Here is a 19,312-nt window from a genome sequence, read left to right on the forward strand (position 1 = left end):
ACTAGGAGCAGATCCGGACGCGCCAACCACGGTTGGCACCCACCAGCGTCAGCGCGCGGCGAGTGAGTCGCTATGGGCGAGGCTACAGCTGGCCAGTGCTTCGCTGCCGGCGGCCGGATGTTCCGGCTCCAGCAACAGCCGCTGCACGTCCGAGAACAGCTGTTCCACCGGCATGCCATAGGGGGCGAACAGGCGCAGGCGACCCTGGCGGTCGAACACGTAGCCACCCGCGATGTGGCTCATCGTGTAGGTGTCCGGCAGCTGGCCGGGCTCCTTCTCATAGAACGCCTTGAAGTCACTGGCCATCGCCGAGAGCTGCGCTTCATCACCCACCAGCGCGATCGCCTTCGGATCGAACGCGTGCACGTAGGTGTGTGCGACTTCGGGTGTATCGCGCGCCGGGTCCACGCTGACGAACACCACCTGCAGCTGGTCGGCATCCTTGCCCATCAGGTGCTTGACCTGGCTCAGTTCGACCATGGTGGTCGGGCACACGTCGGGGCAGCTGGTGAAGCCGAAGAACAGGTAGGTCACCTGCCCCTGCAGGTCCTTCGGGCCACGCAGGGTGCCGGAGCTGTCGGGCATGGTCCAGTGCTGGCCCAGCTCCTCGCAGGCGATGTCCTTGGAATAGAAATCCATGCGCGACTGCGCGCTGCAGCCGGCCAGCAGGCCGAGTGCCAGGCCTGCGGCAAGCAGCGGCAGGCGCAGGGAACGAACAACGGAAGCAACACGCATCACGGGTACCACCAACACGAGGTGGGCGCGGTCTCGGTCAGGCCTGCCCTGGGGGGAGAGAGGGCTGAGGTGCCAGGGCGATCGCGCACTCCTTGCCGATCGCCCCGGCCACGGTCAGTTGATCATCATGTGGTAGTGCATGCTCCAGATGATCCAGATCGACAACGCGACCACGATGAACAGGATCACCAGGGTGAACACGAAGCTGGCCAGGTTCCAGCCGCCTTCGGACTTGCGGTCCATGTGCAGGAAGTACACCAGCTGCACCAGGATCTGGGCGACAGCAAAGCCGACCAGCAGGAACAGCGTGACCGGCCGCGACAACACGGGGTTCATCACCAGTGCGAACGGCACCACCGTCAGCAGAGCGCACAGCACGAAGCCGATCAGGTAGGACTTGGTGGAACCGTGCGCATTGCCGGCGCGCGAGGTTTCGACGTGGGCCATGTCAGAAGGCTCCGATCAGGTAGACGAAGGTGAAGACGCAGATCCACACCAGGTCCAGGAAGTGCCAGAACAGGCTCAGGCAGGACACGCGGGTGATGTTGGTCGGGGTCAGGCCGCGGCGATACACCTGGTGCATCACCACCGCCATCCAGATCAGGCCGCTGGCCACGTGCAGTCCGTGGGTGGCGACCAGGGCGAAGAACGCCGACAGGTAGGCACTGGTGCTGGGGCCGGCACCTTCATGGATCAGGTGCGAGAACTCGTACAGCTCCATGCCGATGAACGAGGCACCGAGCACGAAGGTCACGCCCAGCCAGCGCAGCACCGCCGCCTTGTTCAGGCGGTGCATGGCCAGCACGGCCTGGCCGTAGGTGATGCTGGAGACCAGCAGGATGAAGGTCTCGGCCATCACGAACGGCAGCGAGAACAGCTCCTTGCCGGTGGGGCCGCCGGCGTAGGCGGTGCTGAGCACCGCGTACGAGGCGAACAGCGAGCCGAACAGCACCAGGTCGGACATGAGGTACACCCACATGCCGAACACTTTCATGCCGCCCTGTTCGTGGGCGTGGTCGTGCTCATGGTGGTCGTCGTGGACCAGCGCATCGCTGTCCAGCTGCGGACGGGTCAACAGGTTCATGCACGCACCTCCTGCAGCTTGGCATGGTTGGCCGCTTCGGTACGCGCCACCTCCTCGGAGCTGACGTAGTAATCCACGTCCTCGTTGTAGGAGCGCGCGATCAGGGTGACGATCATCGCGATGAAACTGGCACCGGCCATCCACCAGATGTGCCAGACCAGGGCGAAGCACAGCACCAGGATCCAGACGTTGAGGATCAACGGCACGCCGGTGTTCTTCGGCATGTGGATCGGCGCGTACTTCTTCGGTGGCGGCGGCAGGCCGCGCTTCTTCGCTTCGTGGAAGGCATCCAGCTCATCGGCCTTGGGCACCACGGCGAAGTTGTAGAACGGCGGCGGCGATGGCGTGGCCCATTCCAGCGTACGTGCATTCCACGGGTCGCCGGTGAGGTCGAGGTTGCGCTTGCGGTCGCGCACGCTGACGTAGATCTGCACCAGCATCAGGATGATGCCCGCGAACACGAACAGCGCACCGATGAACGCAGCGATCAGGTACGGCGTCCACGCCGGGTTGTCGTACTGGTTCATGCGCCGGGTCATGCCCATGAAGCCGAGCATGTACAGCGGCATGAAGGCCAGGTAGAAGCCGATCACCCAGCAGGCGAAGGACCACTTGCCCAGGCGCTCGTTGAGGGTGAAGCCGAACACCTTCGGGAACCAGTAGACGAAGCCGGCCAGGTAGCCGAACAGCGCGCCGCCGATGATGGTGTTGTGGAAGTGGGCGACCAGGAACAGGCTGTTGTGCAGCAGGAAGTCCGCGCCCGGGATGGCCAGCAGCACGCCGGTCATGCCACCGATGGTGAAGGTGACCAGGAAGGCGATGGTCCACAGCATCGGCACGCTGAACTCCACGCGGCCTCCGTACATGGTGAACAGCCAGGTGAAGATCTTCACGCCGGTGGGGATGGCGATGATCATCGTCATGATGCCGAAGAAGGCATTGACGCTGGCACCCGAGCCCATGGTGAAGAAGTGGTGCAGCCACACGATGAAGGACAGGATGCCGATCGCCAGGGTGGCGCCGACCATCGACTTGTAGCCGAACAGCTTCTTGCGCGAGAACGTGGCGGTCACTTCAGAGAAGATGCCGAACGCCGGCAGCACCAGGATGTACACCTCCGGGTGGCCCCAGGCCCACACCAGGTTCACGTACATCATCGGGTTGCCACCCAATGTGTTGGTGTAGAAGTTGAAGTCCAGGTAGCGGTCCAGGGTGAGTGCACCCAGGGCCACGGTCAGGATCGGGAAGGCGGCGATGATGATCACGCTGGTGACCAGCACGGTCCAGGTGAACACCGGCATCTTCATCAACGTCATGCCCGGCGCACGCATGCGCAGGATGGTGATGAACAGGTTGACGCCGGTCAGCAACGTACCGATGCCGGACGCCTGCAACGCCCAGATGTAGTAATCGACACCGACCCCTGGACTGAACTCGATGCCCGACAGCGGCGGATAGGCGACCCAGCCGGTCATGGCGAATTCGCCGACACCCAGCGAGATCATCATCAGCGCAGCGCCGACCACGAAGATCCAGAAGCTGAAGGCGTTGAGGAACGGGAACGCCATGTCGCGTGCGCCGATCTGCAGCGGCACGATGATGTTCATCAGGCCGACCACGAACGGGGTGGCCACGAAGAAGATCATGATCACGCCGTGCGCGGTGAAGATCTGGTCGTAGTGCTCCGGTGGCAGGAAGCCATCACTGCCCGGCCCGGCGGCCGCCAGCTGTGCACGCATCATCAGCGCATCGGCGAAGCCGCGCACCAGCATGACCAGCGCGACGACCACGTACATGATGCCGATCTTCTTGTGGTCCACGGTGGTGAACCAGTCGCGCCACAGCACGCCCCACAGCTTGAAGTACGTCACCGCGCCGAGCAGCGCGAGGCCACCCAGCACCATGGCCGCCAGCGTGACCACCACGATCGGCTCGTGCAGCGGCACGGCCTCCCACGTCAATTTACCCAACATGTTCGTTACTCCTGGGAAACCTGGGCACCGGCGGCCGTACCGGCCGGGGCCGCAGCAGCGGTGTTCTCACCGACACCGATGAACTGGTCGATGACTTTCTTGAACAGCAGCGGTTCGACGCTGGAGAAGTGCTGCACCGGCGCGTTCTTCGACGGGGCGGCCAGCGCCTTGAACTGATCGAAGCTGAGCGCATCCGGTGCGCTTCGCACCTCGGCCACCCAGCGATCGAAGTCTTCGTTGCTGCTGGCGGTGGCGATGAACTTCATGTTCGAGAAGCCATGGCCGCTGTAGTTGCCGGACATGCCACGGAACTGGCCGGGCTCGTTGGCGATCAGGTGCAGCTGCGTGCGCATGCCGGCCATCGCGTAGATCTGCCCACCCAGCTGCGGGATGAAGAAGGTATTCATCGTCGAGTTGGAGGTGATGTTGAACGCCAGCGCACGGTTGGCCGGGAAGTTGAGCTGGTTGACCGTGGCGATGCCCAGGTCCGGATAGACGAACACCCACTTCCAGTCGGTGGCGATCACGTCCACGTGCAGCGGTTCGCCGGCCACGTCCAGCGGTTTGTACGGGTCGAGCTCGTGGGTGGACTTCCACACGATCACCGCCAGCACCGCGATGATGATCAACGGCACGCCCCAGACCACCACTTCCACCTTGGTGGAGTGCGACCAGTCCGGCGTGTACTTGGCCTTGGTATTACCGGCGCGGAAGCGCCAGGCGAACACGAAGGTCAGCACGATGGCCGGCACGACGACGATCAGCATCAGGCCGATGCAGATCAGGATCAGGTCGCGCTGTGCGATCCCGACCATGCCCTTCGAATCCAGCAGCACCCAGTCGCAGCCCGTCAGGGCGATGCAGGCCAGGGCGACCAGCGCCAGGCGGATGCGGTTCCAGCAGATATTCATTGGAGGTCAACCCTGTTGAAGATGCGCGCTTGACCGGCTCGCCTGCGCGCAGCGCCCGGGCGTGGAGCGGCTACACTGTGGGTACGAGGTCGCCTACAAACAGGCGAGCCACTCCAATCAAGTCCATACAAGATACAGCATTGTATGGACTTGTGCATCTGCACGTATGGAAAAATCCGACCGATGACGCCTCCTGCTGCCGGCCGCCGCCTGAAACACCCCAACCGGACCTGGGTCCGCCCGTTCCGTGAGGGCGCAGGACCGCTGTACCTGCAGATCGCCCAGCAGGTGCGCGAGGCGGTGGACGATGGCGTGCTGCGCCCGGGCGATCGCCTGCCACCGCAGCGCGACCTGGCCCAGCAGGTGGGGGTGGACCTGACCACGGTCACCCGCGCCTTCGCCGAACTGCGCCAGGCCGGCCTGCTGGACGCGCAGGGCGCGGGCGGCACCTTCATTGCGATGTCCGCCGGCAACCGCAGCACCTCGGTCGACCTGAGCATGAACATCCCGCCGCTGCTGGGCAGCGCGCCGTTCGCACAGGGCATGGAAGCCGGGTTCCAGCAGCTGGGCCAGCAGCTGGGCCAAGGCGAGCTGATGAGCTACCACGTTGGCGCCGGCAGCCGCGACGACCGCGCGGCCGCCGTGCAATGGCTGGCGCCGATCCTCGGCCCGGTCGCCGCCGAGCGGGTGGTGATCTGCCCCGGCGCGCAGACCGCGCTGTGCGCGCTGATCCTGGCTCGCACCCAGCCGGGCGAACTGATCGCCGCCGAACAGCTGACCTACCCGGGCCTGCTGGCCGCCGCGCGGGTGCTGCAGCGGGGCGTGGTGCCGGTGGCGATGGACGCCGAGGGCATGCTGCCCGATGCCCTGGAAGAGGCCTGCCAGCTGCGTCGGCCACGCCTGCTGTATCTGGTGCCGACCATCCAGAACCCGACCACGGCGACGATGTCGGCGCAGCGCCGGCAGGCCCTGCTGGCTGTGGCGCGGCGGCACGAACTGACCGTGGTCGAGGACGATCCCTACTGGCTGCTGGCCGGGGATGCCGCCCCGCCACTGGCCGCGCTGGCCGACGGGGGCTGCCCGGTCTACTACATCTCCACCCTGTCCAAGTGCCTGGCCCCCGGCCTGCGCACGGCCTACCTGGTGGTGCCGGCCGGGCAGCCGATGGAGCCGGTGCTGGACGCCCTGCGCGCGATCGCGCTGATGCCCACCCAGTCGATGGTGGCCGTGGCCTCGCACTGGATCCGCACCGGCCAGGCGCAGGCGATGGTGCAGCGCTTCCAGCAGGAACTGCGCGAGCGCCAGGCCATCGCCGCCCGCTACCTGCCCGCCCGCCGCCAGGCCCATCCGGCCGGCCTGCATGTGTGGCTGCCCTTGCCGCCGCGGCTGGACCAGTACCGCTTGATCCAGGCCGCGCAGGAACAGGGCCTGGGCATCGCCAGCTCCGACGCCTTCAGCGTGGAGGAACCGCCACCGGGCAACGCCATCCGCCTGTCGCTGGGCGGGGCCGTGGACCAGGAGGCCTTGGCCGGCGCGCTGGCCAAGCTGAACGAGATTCTGTCCGAGGCACCCGACGCGCGCCATTCGGCGATCGTCTGAGCCACCCCGTGAGCCATAACCATACAAGATGATATCTTGTATGCAATGTATGGACCGAGGGACGTGCCGCCGATGGCCGCCGACAAACTGAAGTTCCACCTGGTGATGGCCGGCTGCGGCGGCTTCGTCGTGTTGATGCTGGCTGCGCTGGCTTGGGTCTGCCTGCAACCGCAGACCGTGGATGTGCAGGCCGCCGAGCGCCACGCCATCGAACAGTGCCTGCAACGCAGCGAGGACGCGGCGCGCAGCGAGATCCAGCGCCGCGCCCAGGCCGATTCGTGCCGCGAGATGCGCAAGCAGTACGTGCACAAGTTCGGCGAGGACGGCTCCTGATGGGCGCAGCCGCGCCGCGTCCACGCCGCTCGATGCTGCCGGTGATGATCGCCCTCGCCTGCCTGTTCATGGCCGGCGTGGCAGCGGCCCTGTGGCAGTACTTCGGCTATGGCGAGCAGTCCACGTTCGCCGAACAGGCCATCGTCTTCGATGACTCGCAGCTGCGGTTGCCGGCGGAACTGGCCGGCGACACCGGCCGCATCCGCGTGGTGCATTTCTGGGACCCGGCCTGCGGCGTGTGCAACCGCGAAACCGGCGCGCACCTCAGCTACCTGATCAGCATGTACCGCCGCGCCGGCATCGACTTCTATGCGATCCGTCGCCCCGGCACCGCAGGCGAACTGCCCGAGCCGCTGCGCAACAAGGTGATCAACCTGCCGACCATCGACGGCATCGAGAACATTCCGGCCAGCCCGGCGGTGGCGATCTGGGACCGCCAGGGCCACCTGGCCTATGCCGGCCCGTACAGCATCGGCATGGTCTGCAATTCGGCCAACAGCTTTGTCGAACCGTTGCTGGACAAACTGGTGCGCGGGGAAACCGTGCGCCCGAAAGGACTGCTTGCCGTGGGCTGCTACTGCCCCTGGCAGGCCAAGCGCTGAGGACGCGCGATGACATCACCGATGCTGGCCGGCGCAGCCGCAACAAACAACAACGGCGGTCGCCTGTCCGAACCGACCGATGGTTATGGACAGGCTCCCGCCGTTGGAAGCAACGATACGCCCCGACATCCTCCGTACATGCCGCGACCCGATGTCGCAGGGCCTGGCGGCGCAGGGCTGGGCTGGGTGCAGGACGTGCACGTGCACAGCGGTCCGATCTACCTGCGCATCGTCAACACGCTGGAACGCACCATCAATCGCGGCGGCCTGGCGCCCGGGCAGCGACTGCCCTCGCAGCGCGCACTGGCGCAGCAGCTGGGCGTGGACCTGACCACGGTAACCCGTGCGTTCGATGAAGCACGCAAGCGTGGACTGATCGAAGCACGTGGGCCACAGGGCAGCTTCATCGCACCGCCCAAGGCCGGTTTTGATCAGGCCGTCGATCTCAGCATGAACGTGCCGCCGGTACCCGACGCCGATGCACTGGCGGACATGCTGCGTCGAGGCGCAGCAGCGGTGCTCGCGCGCAGCAATGCGCCGAACCTGATGACCTATCACCTGGGTGGTGGTAATCCGACCGACCGCCACGCGGCGGCGCGCTGGCTGCAGCCGATGCTGGGCACGGTGGACGATGCACGCCTGTTGCTGACCGAAGGCGCGCAGGTGGCCCTGGCGGCGATCCTGGTCAGCCAGGGACGCGAGGGCGATGCGATCCTCTGCGACCGCTTGGTGTATCCGGGCCTGCTGCAGGCGGCCGCCGCATTGGGACGGCGGCTGGTCACGGTGGAGGGCGACGAGCAGGGCATGTGCCCGGAGGCGCTGGCCCGCCGGGCGCGGGAATGTGGCGCGCGCCTGGTCTACCTCAACCCCACCTGCCAGAACCCGACGGCGCTGACCGTGCCGACCTCGCGGCGCGAGGCGCTGGCGCGGGTGCTGGAGCGCGAAGGCCTGCTGGCGATCGAAGACGATCCGTACTGGCATCTGGCCGTCACCGCGCCGATTGCGCTGGCGACGCTGGCACCTCGACACGTGTTTCATGTAGCCACGCTGTCGAAGGTGATCAGCCCCGGCCTGCGTACCGCGTTCGTGCAATGCCCAAGCGCCGCCCACGCCGAAGCGATGGCTGCCGCACTGCGTGCCACGCGGTTGATGGGCCATCCGCTGGTATCCGCGCTGGCCAGCCAGCTGCTGCTGGATGGTTCGGCGCAGGCGCTGCTGGTGCAGGTGCGCGAGGAAGCACGCGAGCGCACGCGGATGGCGCGGTATCTGCTGGCGCCTTCATTGCTGGAGCGCGCCGATGGGCTGCATGCGTGGTGCCGGGTGCCCGCACCCTGGACCGATGCCACGCTGGTGCGTACGGCGCAGCTGCAGGGCCTGGCGATCGCGCCTTCATCGGCGTTCTGTCCGCCGGGCGCAGCGTTCGCGAGCGGGGTGCGGCTGTCGTTGGGATTGGCTGCGGATCGGCGGCAACTGGAAAACGCGCTGCGGCGGATCGATCGGCTGTTGTTGTCCGATGCGTTGCCGGCGATCGATCGGTAGGCGGAGAGCATCCACGCATGGCGTGGATCTACTGGGCCCGTTCACGCCGTCCATGGGTGCATTTCCAATCGTTACCACCCGATTCCAGTAGATCCACGCCATGCGTGGATACGGTGCCGACCAAGGTCGGCATCTACCAACGCGGCGGGCGTTCAGGCCAGTGCGGCCAGCGCCTGCACCAGCGCATCCATCTGCGCGGGGCGGGTGAACACCGATGGCGTCACCCGCACACAGGCGCCGGAATCCAGGCCATCGCGATGGGTAGTGAATATCCGATGCTCATCCAGCAGCCGTTTCTGCAGCGCCTGGTTGTCTTCCACCGAGGCATGGCCACGCAGGCGGAAGCTGGCCAATGCACTGGCCAACGCCGGATCCGGCGAGGACAGCACCTCGATATGCGCCATCTGCCGCGCCGGCACCGTCCACCGCTCGCGCAGGTAACGCAGCCGAGCCTGCTTGTTGGCTGCGCCGATGCGCTGGTGCAACGCGATGGCCTCGGGCAGCGCCAGGTACGCGGCAAAGTTGACCGTGCCGGTGTGCACGCGGCTGCCCACGCGGCCATCGTCGGTCTCGCCCATGTACGGATCCAGGTCGGCCACGCGCCCCTTGCGTACGTACATCGCGCCCACGCCCACCGGTGCGCCGATCCACTTGTGCAGGTTGATGCCAACGAAATCGGCCTTCAGCTGCGGCACCGCGTAGTCGATCTGGCCGAAGCCATGTGCGGCATCGACGATCACATCGATGCCACGCGCACGCGCACGCTCGGCGATCTCCGCCACCGGCAGCACCAGCCCATGGCGGTGACTGACCTGGGTCAGCAACACCAGTTTCAGGCGCGGCAGGCGCGCGAATGCGTCATCGTAGGCCTGCAGGATCTGCTGATGGGTTGGCACTGCAGGCAACGCAATGCGCTCGACCTGCACGCCACGGCGCTGCTGCAGCCAACGCATGGCGTTGATCATGCTGTCGTAGTCGATGTCGGCGTACAGCACCTGGTCGCCAGGCTGCAGGCGGTTGTAGCCACCGATCAGCGCCAGCATCGCCTCGGTGGCGCCGCGGGTCAGCGCGATCTCATCGGCGCCCACGCCCAGCATGTCGGCCACCTGCCGATGCACCGCCATGTACTGCGCGGGAAACGCATGGCGCCCGTACCAGGCATTGCCGCGATTCACTTCGGCGGTGTGCCGCTGGTAGCTGGCCAGGGTCTCCCTGCCCATCGCGCCCCAGTAGCCATTCTCCAGGTGGTTCACTTCATCGGTGATGTCGAAATGGCTGGCGACGGCGGACCAGTACGACTCGTCACGGGCCAGCACGTCCGGCGTCGTGGAAGGTGCGGGAATGTCCATCGGCACAGCGTAGCGCGCGGCTGCCGGGGCAGCCAGCGCGGCCAGCGTCGCACTGGCCGGCAGCAGCGCACCCGCGCGCAGCAGGGAACGACGGCGGCTGTCCATCAGAAGGTCAGCCGGTACTGCGCGTACACATTGGCGCCGTCGGTGTCATACGGGGCGTTGCGCGAATAGATCAGGCCGCGGCTGGCCTGGAACGTGGCTTCATCCGGGTAGCGGTCGAACACGTTGTCGGCACCCACGCGCAGGCTATGGTGTTCGTTGATGCGATAACCCACGGCCAGGTCGAGGAAGGTCATCGCACCGAACTGCTGGTAGATATCGCCCGTTGCATTGCCGGTGGAGTCGGTCCACTTGCCGTAGTAGCGAACGCGTGCCATCAACGACCACGCGCCGACGTCCCAGCTGCCGGTGAAGCTGCCCTTGTGCTGGGGCAGGCGGTCTTCGAACAGCACGCGCTGGGTCTCGTTGGTCGCCACCGAGGTGCTGCCGTTGTCGACGCGGGTCTGGTTGTAGTTGTAGGCCAGGGTCAGCGTCATGCGCCCGGCGCCGAGATCGCGCAGGTAGTTGCCGACCACGTCCACGCCGGTGGTGGTGGTGTCGAAATCGTTGGTGAAGTAGTTCACCGAGGTATAGCCCAGCGGGTTGGGCGTGCCGGCCGGAATGGCGAAGCTGGCCGACTGGCTGAAGCGGTCGCTGAGCGTGATCCGGTAGACGTCGACCGACCCCGACAGCCCCATGTCGGTGCGCCAGGTCAGGCCAAGCGAGGCGGTGCGCGATTCCTCAGGAGTCAGCGGCTTGGCACCCAGCAGCTGCGCCAACGGATCACTGGGCGACAGGCGGCCGCTGGTGAAGATCTGCAGCGTACGCGTGTCCAGGCCCTGGGTGGTGCTGGTGGTGTTGAGCTGGGCCGGCGTGGGCGCGCGGAAGCCGGTGGAGAGCGTTCCGCGCAGCGCCACGTCCGGGGTGATCGCAAAACGTGCCGACAGCTTGCCATCCACCGTGCTGCCGAAGCTGGAGAAGTCTTCATAGCGACCCGCCGCGCCGATGCTCCAACGCTCGCCCAACGGTACTTCCATGTCCACGTAGGCGGCCTTGCTGCGCTGGCTCCACTGCCCGGCCTGGCTGGCCGAGAAGCCCGGCGCGCCGTTGGAGTTGGCCTCCAGGCCCGCTGCCGCACCACGGCCCACTGCATACGAGGCGGGGTCGCCGGCGCGCACCTGGTAGGTCTCCTGGCGGAACTCGGCACCGAAGGCGACGTTGATCGGCTTCGACAGCGCGGCCACGTCCCATTCGTAGTTGAAGTCCGCATTGGCGTTCTTCTCGGTCTGGGTCAGCCGGCCGAGGTCGAAGGAGGTCGGGCTGTCCGGGCCCAGCGAGGCATTGATCGAGTTGTCCAGGCTGTAGTCGATGGCATTGCGGCCATACGAGGCGCTCAGGTCCCAGCGCAGCCTGGGGGTGATCTCACCGCGCAGGCCGGCGACCAGCTGCAGGTCGTTCTGCGTGTTGCCGTACTGCGGGCTGAAGCCCACCGGGTAGATCGAGCGCAGGTTCCAGCCGGGGAAGATGCTGGTCGTACGGTACGCGCCAGTGGTGGTATCCGGGTTGCGCCAGTTGAAATCGCTGACGCCATCGCTGTGGCTGTACAGGCCGAAGGCATACAGCTCCAGGGTGTCGCTGGCATTGGCCTTCAGGTTGAAGCCCACGCGGCGGCTTTCCAGCTCCGGCTGGCCCCAGCGCTGCACCGGGTTGGGCACCTGCAGTTCGGGGTGCGCGGCCTGGAAGGCAATGGCATCCGGACGCTGGCGGGTGCGCGAGGTGGCATCGGAATTCGACGATTCGGCGAACAGGGCCAGGCTGCCGTAGTCTCCCAGCGCCCAGCCGGTGCGCGCACTGAAGTCGCGCGAGCCGCCATCGCCCTGCGCGTACTGCGAATAACCGGCGGTGATCTCGGTGCCGGGGCTGTCTTCCAGGATGATGTTGATGACGCCGGCAATGGCATCCGAGCCGTACTGCGCCGACGCACCATCACGCAGCACTTCGATGCGCTTGATGGCACTGGTCGGAATCTGCGCCAGGTCGGCGGCCTGCGCACCGCGGTTGCCAAGCAGGGCACTGCGATGGAAGCGGCGGCCATTGACCAGCACCAGCGTCTGATCCGGCGACAGGCCACGCAGCGTGGCCGGGCGCACGAACACCTGACCATCGGCCATCGGCAGGCGCTGCACCACGAACGACGGCACCAGCTGCGCCAGCACGTCCTTCAGGTCGGTGGAGTCGACCGACTGGATGTCCTGCTTGGTGAACACGTCCACCGGCGCCAGGGTTTCAAACTGGGTACGGTTGGAGGCACGGGTACCGGTGACCAGCATCGCGTCAAGCTGGGTGGGTGCGGTGTGGCTGCTACTGCTGCTGGTGTCTGCCGTTCCGGCATCTGCTGCGATCGCGCCTCCTGCGCTGACCAGACCAAGGGCGAGGAGGATGGAACGCGACAGCTTCGAACGATGCACGGCAGGACTCCGGGAAGGCACGGCAGGGCCAGGTGGGACCTGGACAAGGCGCGCAGTCTCGGGGCGGGATGTGAAGCAGCGATGACGTGGAGACGACAGTTGCAGCGGTTACGGTGCGGGTGCCGCCCGTACCGGGCGTGCGCTACCCGGCAGCGTCGTCGTCGAAGCCGAAGGTGGCTGGCCGCACCGTGCGCAGCGGGATGAACAGTGCGAGCGCGAAAACGAACAGGAAAGGCGCGGAGAGGATGGCAGTGTCTTCGGTTCCAAAGGCAATCAGGTTCATCTGCAGTTGGCCGATCCACTCGAGGTCCATGAGTACCAGCACAAGGCCACCGATGGTGGGGCACGGCAGGCCGCCATGGCCTGCCATCAACAGCGTGGGCGCCAGCAGTGCTGCCAGCAATGAGAACATCACACGGTACAGCCAGGGGTCCCCGCGCCAGCGCGGCGCCCGCCGCCACATGATCACCAGCAGCGCCAGTGGCAGCAGCGCCGGCAGCAGGGCAATCGCAATGATCATCACCATGCGTCGATCTGCGCGGTCTGGCTGATAGCGGTGACTTCTGGCATGTCCCTGGCCTTCATCGTGTCCATGAAGGCCGCATTGTTGCCGGTACAACGGCAAACGCAAAGCCCCGCCACCGCAAGAACTGCTAAGCGCCCCACCCTGTCGATCCGTTACGCTGCCCGGCATTCGAACAAGGAACAGCGCGATGAGCGCGGCAGGCAAAGCGTTGTGGTACATCGAAAGCCATGCGGACAAGCCGCTGGCGCTGGCCGACATCGCGGCTGCCGCCAGACTGTCGCCGTTCCATCTGTCGCGCCTGTTCCAGGCCCGCACCGGTACGTCGGTGGTGCGCTACCTGCGCGGACGGCGCCTGACGGCCGCTGCGCAGCAGCTGGCCAACGGCGCAGGCGACATCCTGCAGGTGGCGTTGGCAGCAGGCTACAGCACGCATGCCGCGTTCACCCGTGCCTTCTGCGAGCAGTTCGGGCAGACCCCGGAGCGCGTGCGCGAGCGCGGTCTGGCGGAGCTGTCGCTGGTGCACGCGATCCGCCTCGACGATGCACCACAGGCCTGCAGCGAGGCGCCCAGGCTGATCGACTGCACACCGTTTCAGGTGGCCGGCATCGGCATGCGCCACACCCGCGACAGCGGTGGTGCGATTCCGGGGCAGTGGGCACAGCTCAATCGCGAATGGCCAACGCCGGCACCGGTCAGTTTCGGTGTGTGCTGCAACAGCGACGACGAGGGTGGTTTCGATTACATCGCCGCACTGCCGGTGAATGCCCTGCCGTCGGTCCCGGCACACTGGCAGCGGGTGGACGTGCCTGCGCGCCGTTACCTGGCGGCCTGGCATGGCGGCCATATCTCCACCATCCGCTCGACCTGGTTCTGGCTGCTGGACCAGTACCTGCCCGCCAACCACCTCAGCCTTGCCGACGCGCCGGACCTTGAGCGCTACGACACCCGCTTCGACGAGCACAGCGGCCACGGTGGCGTGGAGATCTGGCTGCCGGTCGAGCAACACCCTGCCTGACCCGGAGAGACTGATGATGCATGCGACGCGATGGATGCTGGCCCTGCTGCTGGCTTGGCTGGCGCCGATGGCGATGGCGGCCGCGCCCATCACCGCCGGTGAACGCCACGGCGTGACAACGCTGGAAAGCGCGGCGATACGCGATGGCGCGCACCGCGATGTGCTGCGCTTCACCGTGTGGTACCCGGCAAGCCCTGGCAGCCAGGAAACGCCGCTGACCATCGGGCCAGCGGATGCGCCGCTGTTCGAGGTGGGGCGCGCGGCAAAGGACGCCCCCATCGCCAGTGGGCGCCTGCCGACGCTGTTGCTGTCGCATGGTAATGGCGGCACCGCGCGCATGATGGGGTGGCTGGGCACTGCGCTTGCGCGTTCGGGCTACCTGGTGATCGCCGTGGACCACCCCGGCAATAATGGCGCCGACGAGATGACGCTGGCCGGCAGCGTGCTGACCTGGCTGCGCGCCGACGACCTGAAGGCCGCGCTGGCTGCAGTGCAGGCCGACCCGCAGTTGGGGCCACACATTGATGCGTCGCGGCTGGGCGTGGTCGGCTATTCCGCCGGTGGCTTCACCGCACTGCTCAGCGCCGGCGCACGGCCGGACATGACGAGGCTGCTGGCGTTCTGCCAGACGCACGCGGACGACGGCGTGTGCAGACCGCAGCAGGAAGCGGCCGCACATACGATGGAGGCGCGTCTTGCTGCAGCGGCATCGCCGCAACTGCAGCCCTACGTGCAGCGCGCGCAGGATGATCGTTCGATTCCCGGTGTCCGCGCAGTCTTCGTACTGGCGCCGGCCATCGTGCAGGCATTCGCACCGGAGCAGCTGAAGGCATTGCAGCAGCCGGTGGCGATCGTACTGGGCGCTGCTGATGGGGTGGCGCCACCAGTGACCAACGGTGATGTGGCGGCGGCGCTGATTCCGAAGGCAACGCGGCACACGCTGCCCGGTGTTGGCCACTATGATTTCCTGTCTGCCTGCACGCCGCTGGCTAAGGAGCGGCTGCAGGCGATGTGCATGACTGCGGTACCGAAGGAGCAGACGCACGCCGTGGTGGTGGAAGATGCGGTGCGCTTTTTCGGTGAGGCACTGCGGTAGACGCTGTCGAGCACGGTTTGACGTCGGCGGTTGGCAGCAACGATTCGTTGCGCAGGTGATGACGCGGCGCGAAGGTGCGCGGGACTACACTGCACCCAGCGTTACACGGAGGATCGACCATGCGCCTGCTGCACCTCACCCTGCCGGTATCCGACGTCACCCGCGTTGCCGCTTATTTCCGCGACGTGCTGCAACTGGAGGTGGCTGGTGACCAGGTCCGCATCGGCTGGAGCACGATCCAGCTGCAACCTGCCGGCGACCACCCTGTCGGCGGCGTGCACCTGGCCTTCAATGTGCCGGACAACCGCTTCGCCGAGGCCATGAGCTGGCTGCGTGCACGCACGCCCTTCCAACGCAACCCGGAAGGCCTCGATTACTTCGCACTGGAAAGCAGCTGGCAATCGCAGTCGGTGTACTTCACCGGACCCGATGGCCTGATCCTGGAACTGATCGGCCGCAGGCGCTTGCCGGCCAGCGACCGCAGGGGCGCCTTCCATGGCAGCGAGTTGACCTGCCTGAGCGAAGTTGGCCTGCCCAGCCACGATGTCGATGCGGTGCGCGAACAGTCCAGCCAGCGCTTCGGCCTGCAGCCGATCAGCCCGCCGTCGCCGCAGTTCGCACCGATGGGCGATGACGAGGGCCTGCTGATCGTGGTTGCCGCCGATCGCCGTTGGTTCCCCGAGCAGAAGGACCTGCCCAACGCGCAGGGACTGCAGCTGCAGGTGGGCGATGTGAGCGGCAGCGGTGAACTGCATGATGCAGCGCTTGGCTGGCGGGTGCGAGCGGCCTGAGCTACCAGCTGCCCGAGGCGCCACCGCCGCCGCTGCGGCCACCCCCACCGGACCAGTCGCTGGAACTGCTCGAGGACGAACTGGACGAGGAGCTGCTGGACGAGGAACGGTAGCCTCTGGACGAACCGCGGCCGCCGCGGGCTTTTTCGCCGGGCAGCAGGGTGAACACCCAGATGAAATACAGGAACAGCGTGCCGACGCTGGACACGATCGTCGTCAGTACGCGGGCGTTCTCATCGCCGGCACGGTCGATGGCCAGCAGTGCGCCCAGCGCATAGCCAGCGGTCAGCAGCATCAGCACCACCAGGCGGATCGCGAAGCTGTTGCGGTTCTTCCGCCAACGCGCGCGACCGGCCTGCACCAGGAAGAACACCAGCATGGCGGCGATGCCGACCGCCAGGTTCAGCAGCGTGTGCAGCGCAAGGCTGGGCGGCAACTGGCCACGCACCAGCATCGCCGCGAAGAAGCCGGTGCTGACGGCCAGCATGCCGTACAGCACGATGCGTACGCCGCGGCTGCGATGCCAGCACCAGCCCAGCAGGGTTGCCACCGGTACGGCGGGCAGCAGCACGAAGGACAGCGCCGGCAGCACGTGGCGCGGCAACAGCAGCGTCGCAGACAGCAGTCCCGCAGCAATCACCGCCGTCACCAGCAGCGGCCGGCCCCAGGCAGGTAAGGTCGGCCACGTCGGCCTGGGCATCGCCGCATTGGCTGCCAATGCCTTGCGCCGCCGCTCGCGGCGGTTACCGGTGAAATCGGCTTCGGTGCGGGTCGCCAGCAGACGCGGTGGCGATCGCCACAGACCGGCCAGGAAGCCCGCCAGCAACGTCAGCGCAACGACCGAATCCCCCGTGCGCCAATCCGGCGGCAATACGTTGCGTGCCGACGAATCTTCCCAGGCCGGCAGTTGCTCGCCATCGACCAGCGCCACCAGCACCGCGGTGCCGTCCAGCACGCCCTGGTCCAGGTCTCCCTCGCGCAGGCGCGGTACGATCGCCTTGTCGATGATGCGCGCGGCATACGCATCGGGAATGGTGCCTTCCAGGCCATAGCCGGTCTGGATGCGTACGCGCCGATCCTGCACCGCCACCAGCAGCAGCACGCCATCATCGATACCGGCGCGGCCCAGCTGCCATTGGTCGAAGACGCGCTGCGCATAGGCTTCGATGCCTTCCTCGCCAGCGCTCGGCACCACCAGCACCTGCAGCTGCGCGCCCTTGCGCGCCTGCAGCTGCAAGGCTTGCTCGCGCAGCGTGGCGCGGGTGCTGGCCGACAGCGCATCGGCGGTGTCCACCACCGGGTCATTCAACGCAGGGATCGGGGCTGCCGCCAGTGCCAGCAGCGGCAGCAGGCAGAGCAACAATGCAAGCCATGCCCACGGTCTGGCAACGCGCGCCTCCGGCACCCGGCTCATGTGCCCTGCCCTGCCTCGATCTGCGCATACAGCGCCTGCAGCCGGGCAGCGTTCTGCGCGAACACCTGCAGATCCGCATCGACCAGTGCCGGCCAGTCCGGTGCATGACCCAGCAACTGCGCGACCTGTTCCTGCGGTGCGCGGTCAAAGCCCTCACCCAGTACAGTCAGATAGCGCTGGCGGAAGCCCTCCGGGTCCTGCTGGTCCTGCACATACAGCTGCACCGCCAGCAATCCTGCGTAGAGATAGTTGACCAGATACTGCGGGTCGTCATACATCAGACGCTTGCCGATCCAGCTGCTGCGCAGCTGCGGGTAGCGCTGCGGCTGCTGGCCGTAGCGCGCCAGCACCTGGCCGGTGAGCGCGTCCAGATCGTCGGCGGTGCCCAATGTATTGCTGGCCACGCCCTGGTAGATCGACTGCTCCAGCTGTGCTTCCTCGGAGGAGGTGAACAGCTGCAACACCATGTCGTCGAGCAGCGACTTCAGGTAGTACGCCTTGGCGCGTGGGTCCTGCGCCTGCCGGTACAACTGGTCACGGAAGCGCAGCTCGTTGTAGATGGCGAACGCCTCGGTCATCCACGCACTGCCATTGAGATGCAATGGCGAGGCATGCCCGCGCAGCATCCACTGCCCATGCATGGCGTGCCCTGCTTCATGGGCGATCTCAACGTCACTTTCCAGATCGCCGCTGCGCAGCCCCACGAACAGCAGCGCCGGCGTGTCCGGTGCGAACACATGGAACGCGTCCTGGCTGCGACTGCCCAGTACGGTGGCCAGATCCATGCGCTTGTGCGCAGGATCCAGCAGCGCACGCAGCTCGGCGACATACTCCGGCCCCAGCGGCTGCATGGCGTCGGCCGCGGTATCGCGCAGCTGCTCCAGGGTCAGCACCGGTGGGGTGTAGCCGGCATCCGGCACGGTGGTATCCCACAGCTGCGGCGACACCACACCGCTGCGCCCGGCATGCTGCAGCAGCATGTCCTGGTAGTCACGACGGTCTGCCGCGTGGCGCTCGATCGCCGCCAGCGTCGCGTCGACCGTCTGCGTATCCATGCCCATGCGTCGATAGCCGCGTGCGGTGGCCGAGCCGTCGCCCTGCAGACGCGCGGCGGCATCATTCACCTGCACCAGGCCCAGCAGTACCGACGCCATCGGCTCGCGGCGCGACTGCACGCCCTGCCAGTATCCCTTCCAGCCTGCCTCGCGCAGCGCACGGTCCGGATGCTGGGCCAGGGCCTGCTTGTCGGCGCCGGTATCCCAGCTGCGGCCAGCACCCTCGATACGCGGGTATTCCGCGCTGTGCATGATCTGCCGGCGCAGGCGCGCGAACGTATCCAGTGCCGGGTCGGCCAGCGTATCCACGGCATCATCCAGCTGCGGATTGGCCGGCGCCGCGCCTTCCTGCAGCGCGCGGGCGCGCAGGAACCCATAGGACGCCAGCCAGGGGGCATCCGCCGGCGCCTCACGCAGGGCGGCCCTGCCGGTGCGCGCGATACGGCTGCACAGCCCCATCACCTGGTCCAGCGCCTGCGCCGGGCGACGATCGCGTGCATTGCGCGCGGCCTGCAGATGCAGATACGCATGGTGACGCAGGCACTGTGCCTGCAGCGCTTCGGCCTGGCGGAAGCGGGTGGCCGGCTCGCCCGCCGTGGCGCGCTGCAATGCCTCAACGCGCTCGCCCAGCGTAACGCGTGCCGTCTGTTCGGCGGCGGCGCTGGGGAAGTAAGCGCGGTCATCGGCGTGCAGCGACTGCGCGTGCGCGCCGAGGGAGGTGGTCATCGCCCACAGCGTGGCGATGACGACGGTAGTGGTGCGCATCCTGCGGGCCTGCAT

The 19,312-nt window shown here is 67.0% G+C and carries 17 protein-coding genes; 7 read left to right on the forward strand and 10 right to left on the reverse strand.

The window, feature by feature from the left end; translation table 11 throughout:
* Nucleotides 1-48: 48 nt before the first annotated feature.
* The 5 genes from AC13GI_RS06615 to cyoA form a co-directional block, all read right to left on the reverse strand.
* The gene (locus AC13GI_RS06615) at nucleotides 49-735 is read right to left on the reverse strand and encodes an SCO family protein (protein ID WP_482995854.1); all 687 of its coding nucleotides are present in this window, start codon (nucleotides 733-735) and stop codon (nucleotides 49-51) included.
* Nucleotides 736-849: 114 nt separating this feature from the next.
* A complete protein-coding gene (cyoD, locus tag AC13GI_RS06620; RefSeq protein WP_025877422.1) occupies nucleotides 850-1,182 on the reverse strand; it encodes a cytochrome o ubiquinol oxidase subunit IV in 333 nt (110 codons plus the stop codon).
* Between the two features lies 1 nt (nucleotide 1,183).
* Nucleotides 1,184-1,819, reverse strand: a complete 636-nt coding sequence (cyoC, locus tag AC13GI_RS06625) for a cytochrome o ubiquinol oxidase subunit III (RefSeq protein WP_482995855.1) — start codon at nucleotides 1,817-1,819, stop codon at nucleotides 1,184-1,186.
* Entirely contained in the window at nucleotides 1,816-3,792 is a 1,977-nt protein-coding gene (gene cyoB / locus AC13GI_RS06630; RefSeq protein WP_100553897.1) for a cytochrome o ubiquinol oxidase subunit I, read from the reverse strand. Before cyoB ends, cyoC begins: the two co-directional genes overlap by 4 nt.
* 5 nt (nucleotides 3,793-3,797) lie before the next feature.
* Complete coding sequence (gene cyoA, locus AC13GI_RS06635; RefSeq protein ID WP_165378346.1) at nucleotides 3,798-4,703, reverse strand: ubiquinol oxidase subunit II; 906 nt, start codon at nucleotides 4,701-4,703, stop codon at nucleotides 3,798-3,800.
* A 183-nt stretch (nucleotides 4,704-4,886) separates the two neighbouring features.
* On the opposite strand from cyoA, the gene AC13GI_RS06640 reads away from it, so the two are divergent.
* The 4 genes from AC13GI_RS06640 (at nucleotide 4,887) to AC13GI_RS06655 (ending at nucleotide 8,776) form a co-directional block, all read left to right on the forward strand.
* Nucleotides 4,887-6,302, forward strand: coding sequence for an aminotransferase-like domain-containing protein (locus AC13GI_RS06640; RefSeq protein WP_482995856.1), 1,416 nt, complete (start codon nucleotides 4,887-4,889; stop codon nucleotides 6,300-6,302).
* A 72-nt stretch (nucleotides 6,303-6,374) separates the two neighbouring features.
* The gene (locus tag AC13GI_RS06645) at nucleotides 6,375-6,635 is read left to right on the forward strand and encodes a hypothetical protein (protein WP_099819766.1); all 261 of its coding nucleotides are present in this window, start codon (nucleotides 6,375-6,377) and stop codon (nucleotides 6,633-6,635) included.
* Nucleotides 6,635-7,237, forward strand: a complete 603-nt coding sequence (locus AC13GI_RS06650; protein ID WP_482995857.1) for a DUF6436 domain-containing protein — start codon at nucleotides 6,635-6,637, stop codon at nucleotides 7,235-7,237. The genes AC13GI_RS06645 and AC13GI_RS06650 overlap by 1 nt, the downstream gene beginning before the upstream one ends.
* Before the next feature lie 9 nt (nucleotides 7,238-7,246).
* Nucleotides 7,247-8,776 carry an aminotransferase-like domain-containing protein gene (locus AC13GI_RS06655; protein ID WP_482995858.1) on the forward strand — a complete coding sequence of 510 codons (1,530 nt, stop codon included), beginning with the start codon at nucleotides 7,247-7,249 and terminating at the stop codon, nucleotides 8,774-8,776.
* 152 nt (nucleotides 8,777-8,928) lie between these two features.
* On the opposite strand, the gene AC13GI_RS06660 is transcribed toward AC13GI_RS06655, so the two are convergent.
* From AC13GI_RS06660 to AC13GI_RS06670, 3 genes are all read right to left on the reverse strand, one after another.
* Nucleotides 8,929-10,230 carry an aminotransferase class V-fold PLP-dependent enzyme gene (locus tag AC13GI_RS06660; protein WP_482995859.1) on the reverse strand — a complete coding sequence of 434 codons (1,302 nt, stop codon included), beginning with the start codon at nucleotides 10,228-10,230 and terminating at the stop codon, nucleotides 8,929-8,931.
* A complete protein-coding gene (locus tag AC13GI_RS06665; protein ID WP_482995860.1) occupies nucleotides 10,230-12,635 on the reverse strand; it encodes a TonB-dependent receptor plug domain-containing protein in 2,406 nt (801 codons plus the stop codon). Before AC13GI_RS06665 ends, AC13GI_RS06660 begins: the two co-directional genes overlap by 1 nt.
* 142 nt (nucleotides 12,636-12,777) lie before the next feature.
* A complete protein-coding gene (locus AC13GI_RS06670; protein ID WP_380654528.1) occupies nucleotides 12,778-13,380 on the reverse strand; it encodes a hypothetical protein in 603 nt (200 codons plus the stop codon).
* Here AC13GI_RS06670 and AC13GI_RS06675 point away from each other — a divergent pair.
* The 3 genes from AC13GI_RS06675 to AC13GI_RS06685 all read left to right on the forward strand — a co-directional run bounded on the left by AC13GI_RS06675 (nucleotide 13,349) and on the right by AC13GI_RS06685 (nucleotide 16,063).
* Nucleotides 13,349-14,176 carry an AraC family transcriptional regulator gene (locus tag AC13GI_RS06675; protein ID WP_482995861.1) on the forward strand — a complete coding sequence of 276 codons (828 nt, stop codon included), beginning with the start codon at nucleotides 13,349-13,351 and terminating at the stop codon, nucleotides 14,174-14,176. The genes AC13GI_RS06670 and AC13GI_RS06675 overlap by 32 nt on opposite strands.
* Before the next feature lie 34 nt (nucleotides 14,177-14,210).
* Nucleotides 14,211-15,272, forward strand: coding sequence for an alpha/beta hydrolase family protein (locus AC13GI_RS06680; protein ID WP_482995973.1), 1,062 nt, complete (start codon nucleotides 14,211-14,213; stop codon nucleotides 15,270-15,272).
* A 119-nt stretch (nucleotides 15,273-15,391) separates the two neighbouring features.
* A complete protein-coding gene (locus tag AC13GI_RS06685) occupies nucleotides 15,392-16,063 on the forward strand; it encodes a VOC family protein (protein ID WP_482995862.1) in 672 nt (223 codons plus the stop codon).
* Nucleotide 16,064: 1 nt separating this feature from the next.
* Here the strand turns inward: AC13GI_RS06685 and AC13GI_RS06690 are convergent, their stop codons facing one another.
* Together AC13GI_RS06690 and AC13GI_RS06695 are read right to left on the reverse strand one after the other, a co-directional pair.
* The gene (locus tag AC13GI_RS06690) at nucleotides 16,065-17,477 is read right to left on the reverse strand and encodes a TPM domain-containing protein (protein ID WP_482995863.1); all 1,413 of its coding nucleotides are present in this window, start codon (nucleotides 17,475-17,477) and stop codon (nucleotides 16,065-16,067) included.
* Nucleotides 17,474-19,312 carry a M3 family metallopeptidase gene (locus AC13GI_RS06695; RefSeq protein ID WP_482995864.1) on the reverse strand — a complete coding sequence of 613 codons (1,839 nt, stop codon included), beginning with the start codon at nucleotides 19,310-19,312 and terminating at the stop codon, nucleotides 17,474-17,476. The genes AC13GI_RS06690 and AC13GI_RS06695 overlap by 4 nt, the downstream gene beginning before the upstream one ends.

The sequence above is a fragment of the Stenotrophomonas sp. 82F1 genome (assembly GCF_056861525.1).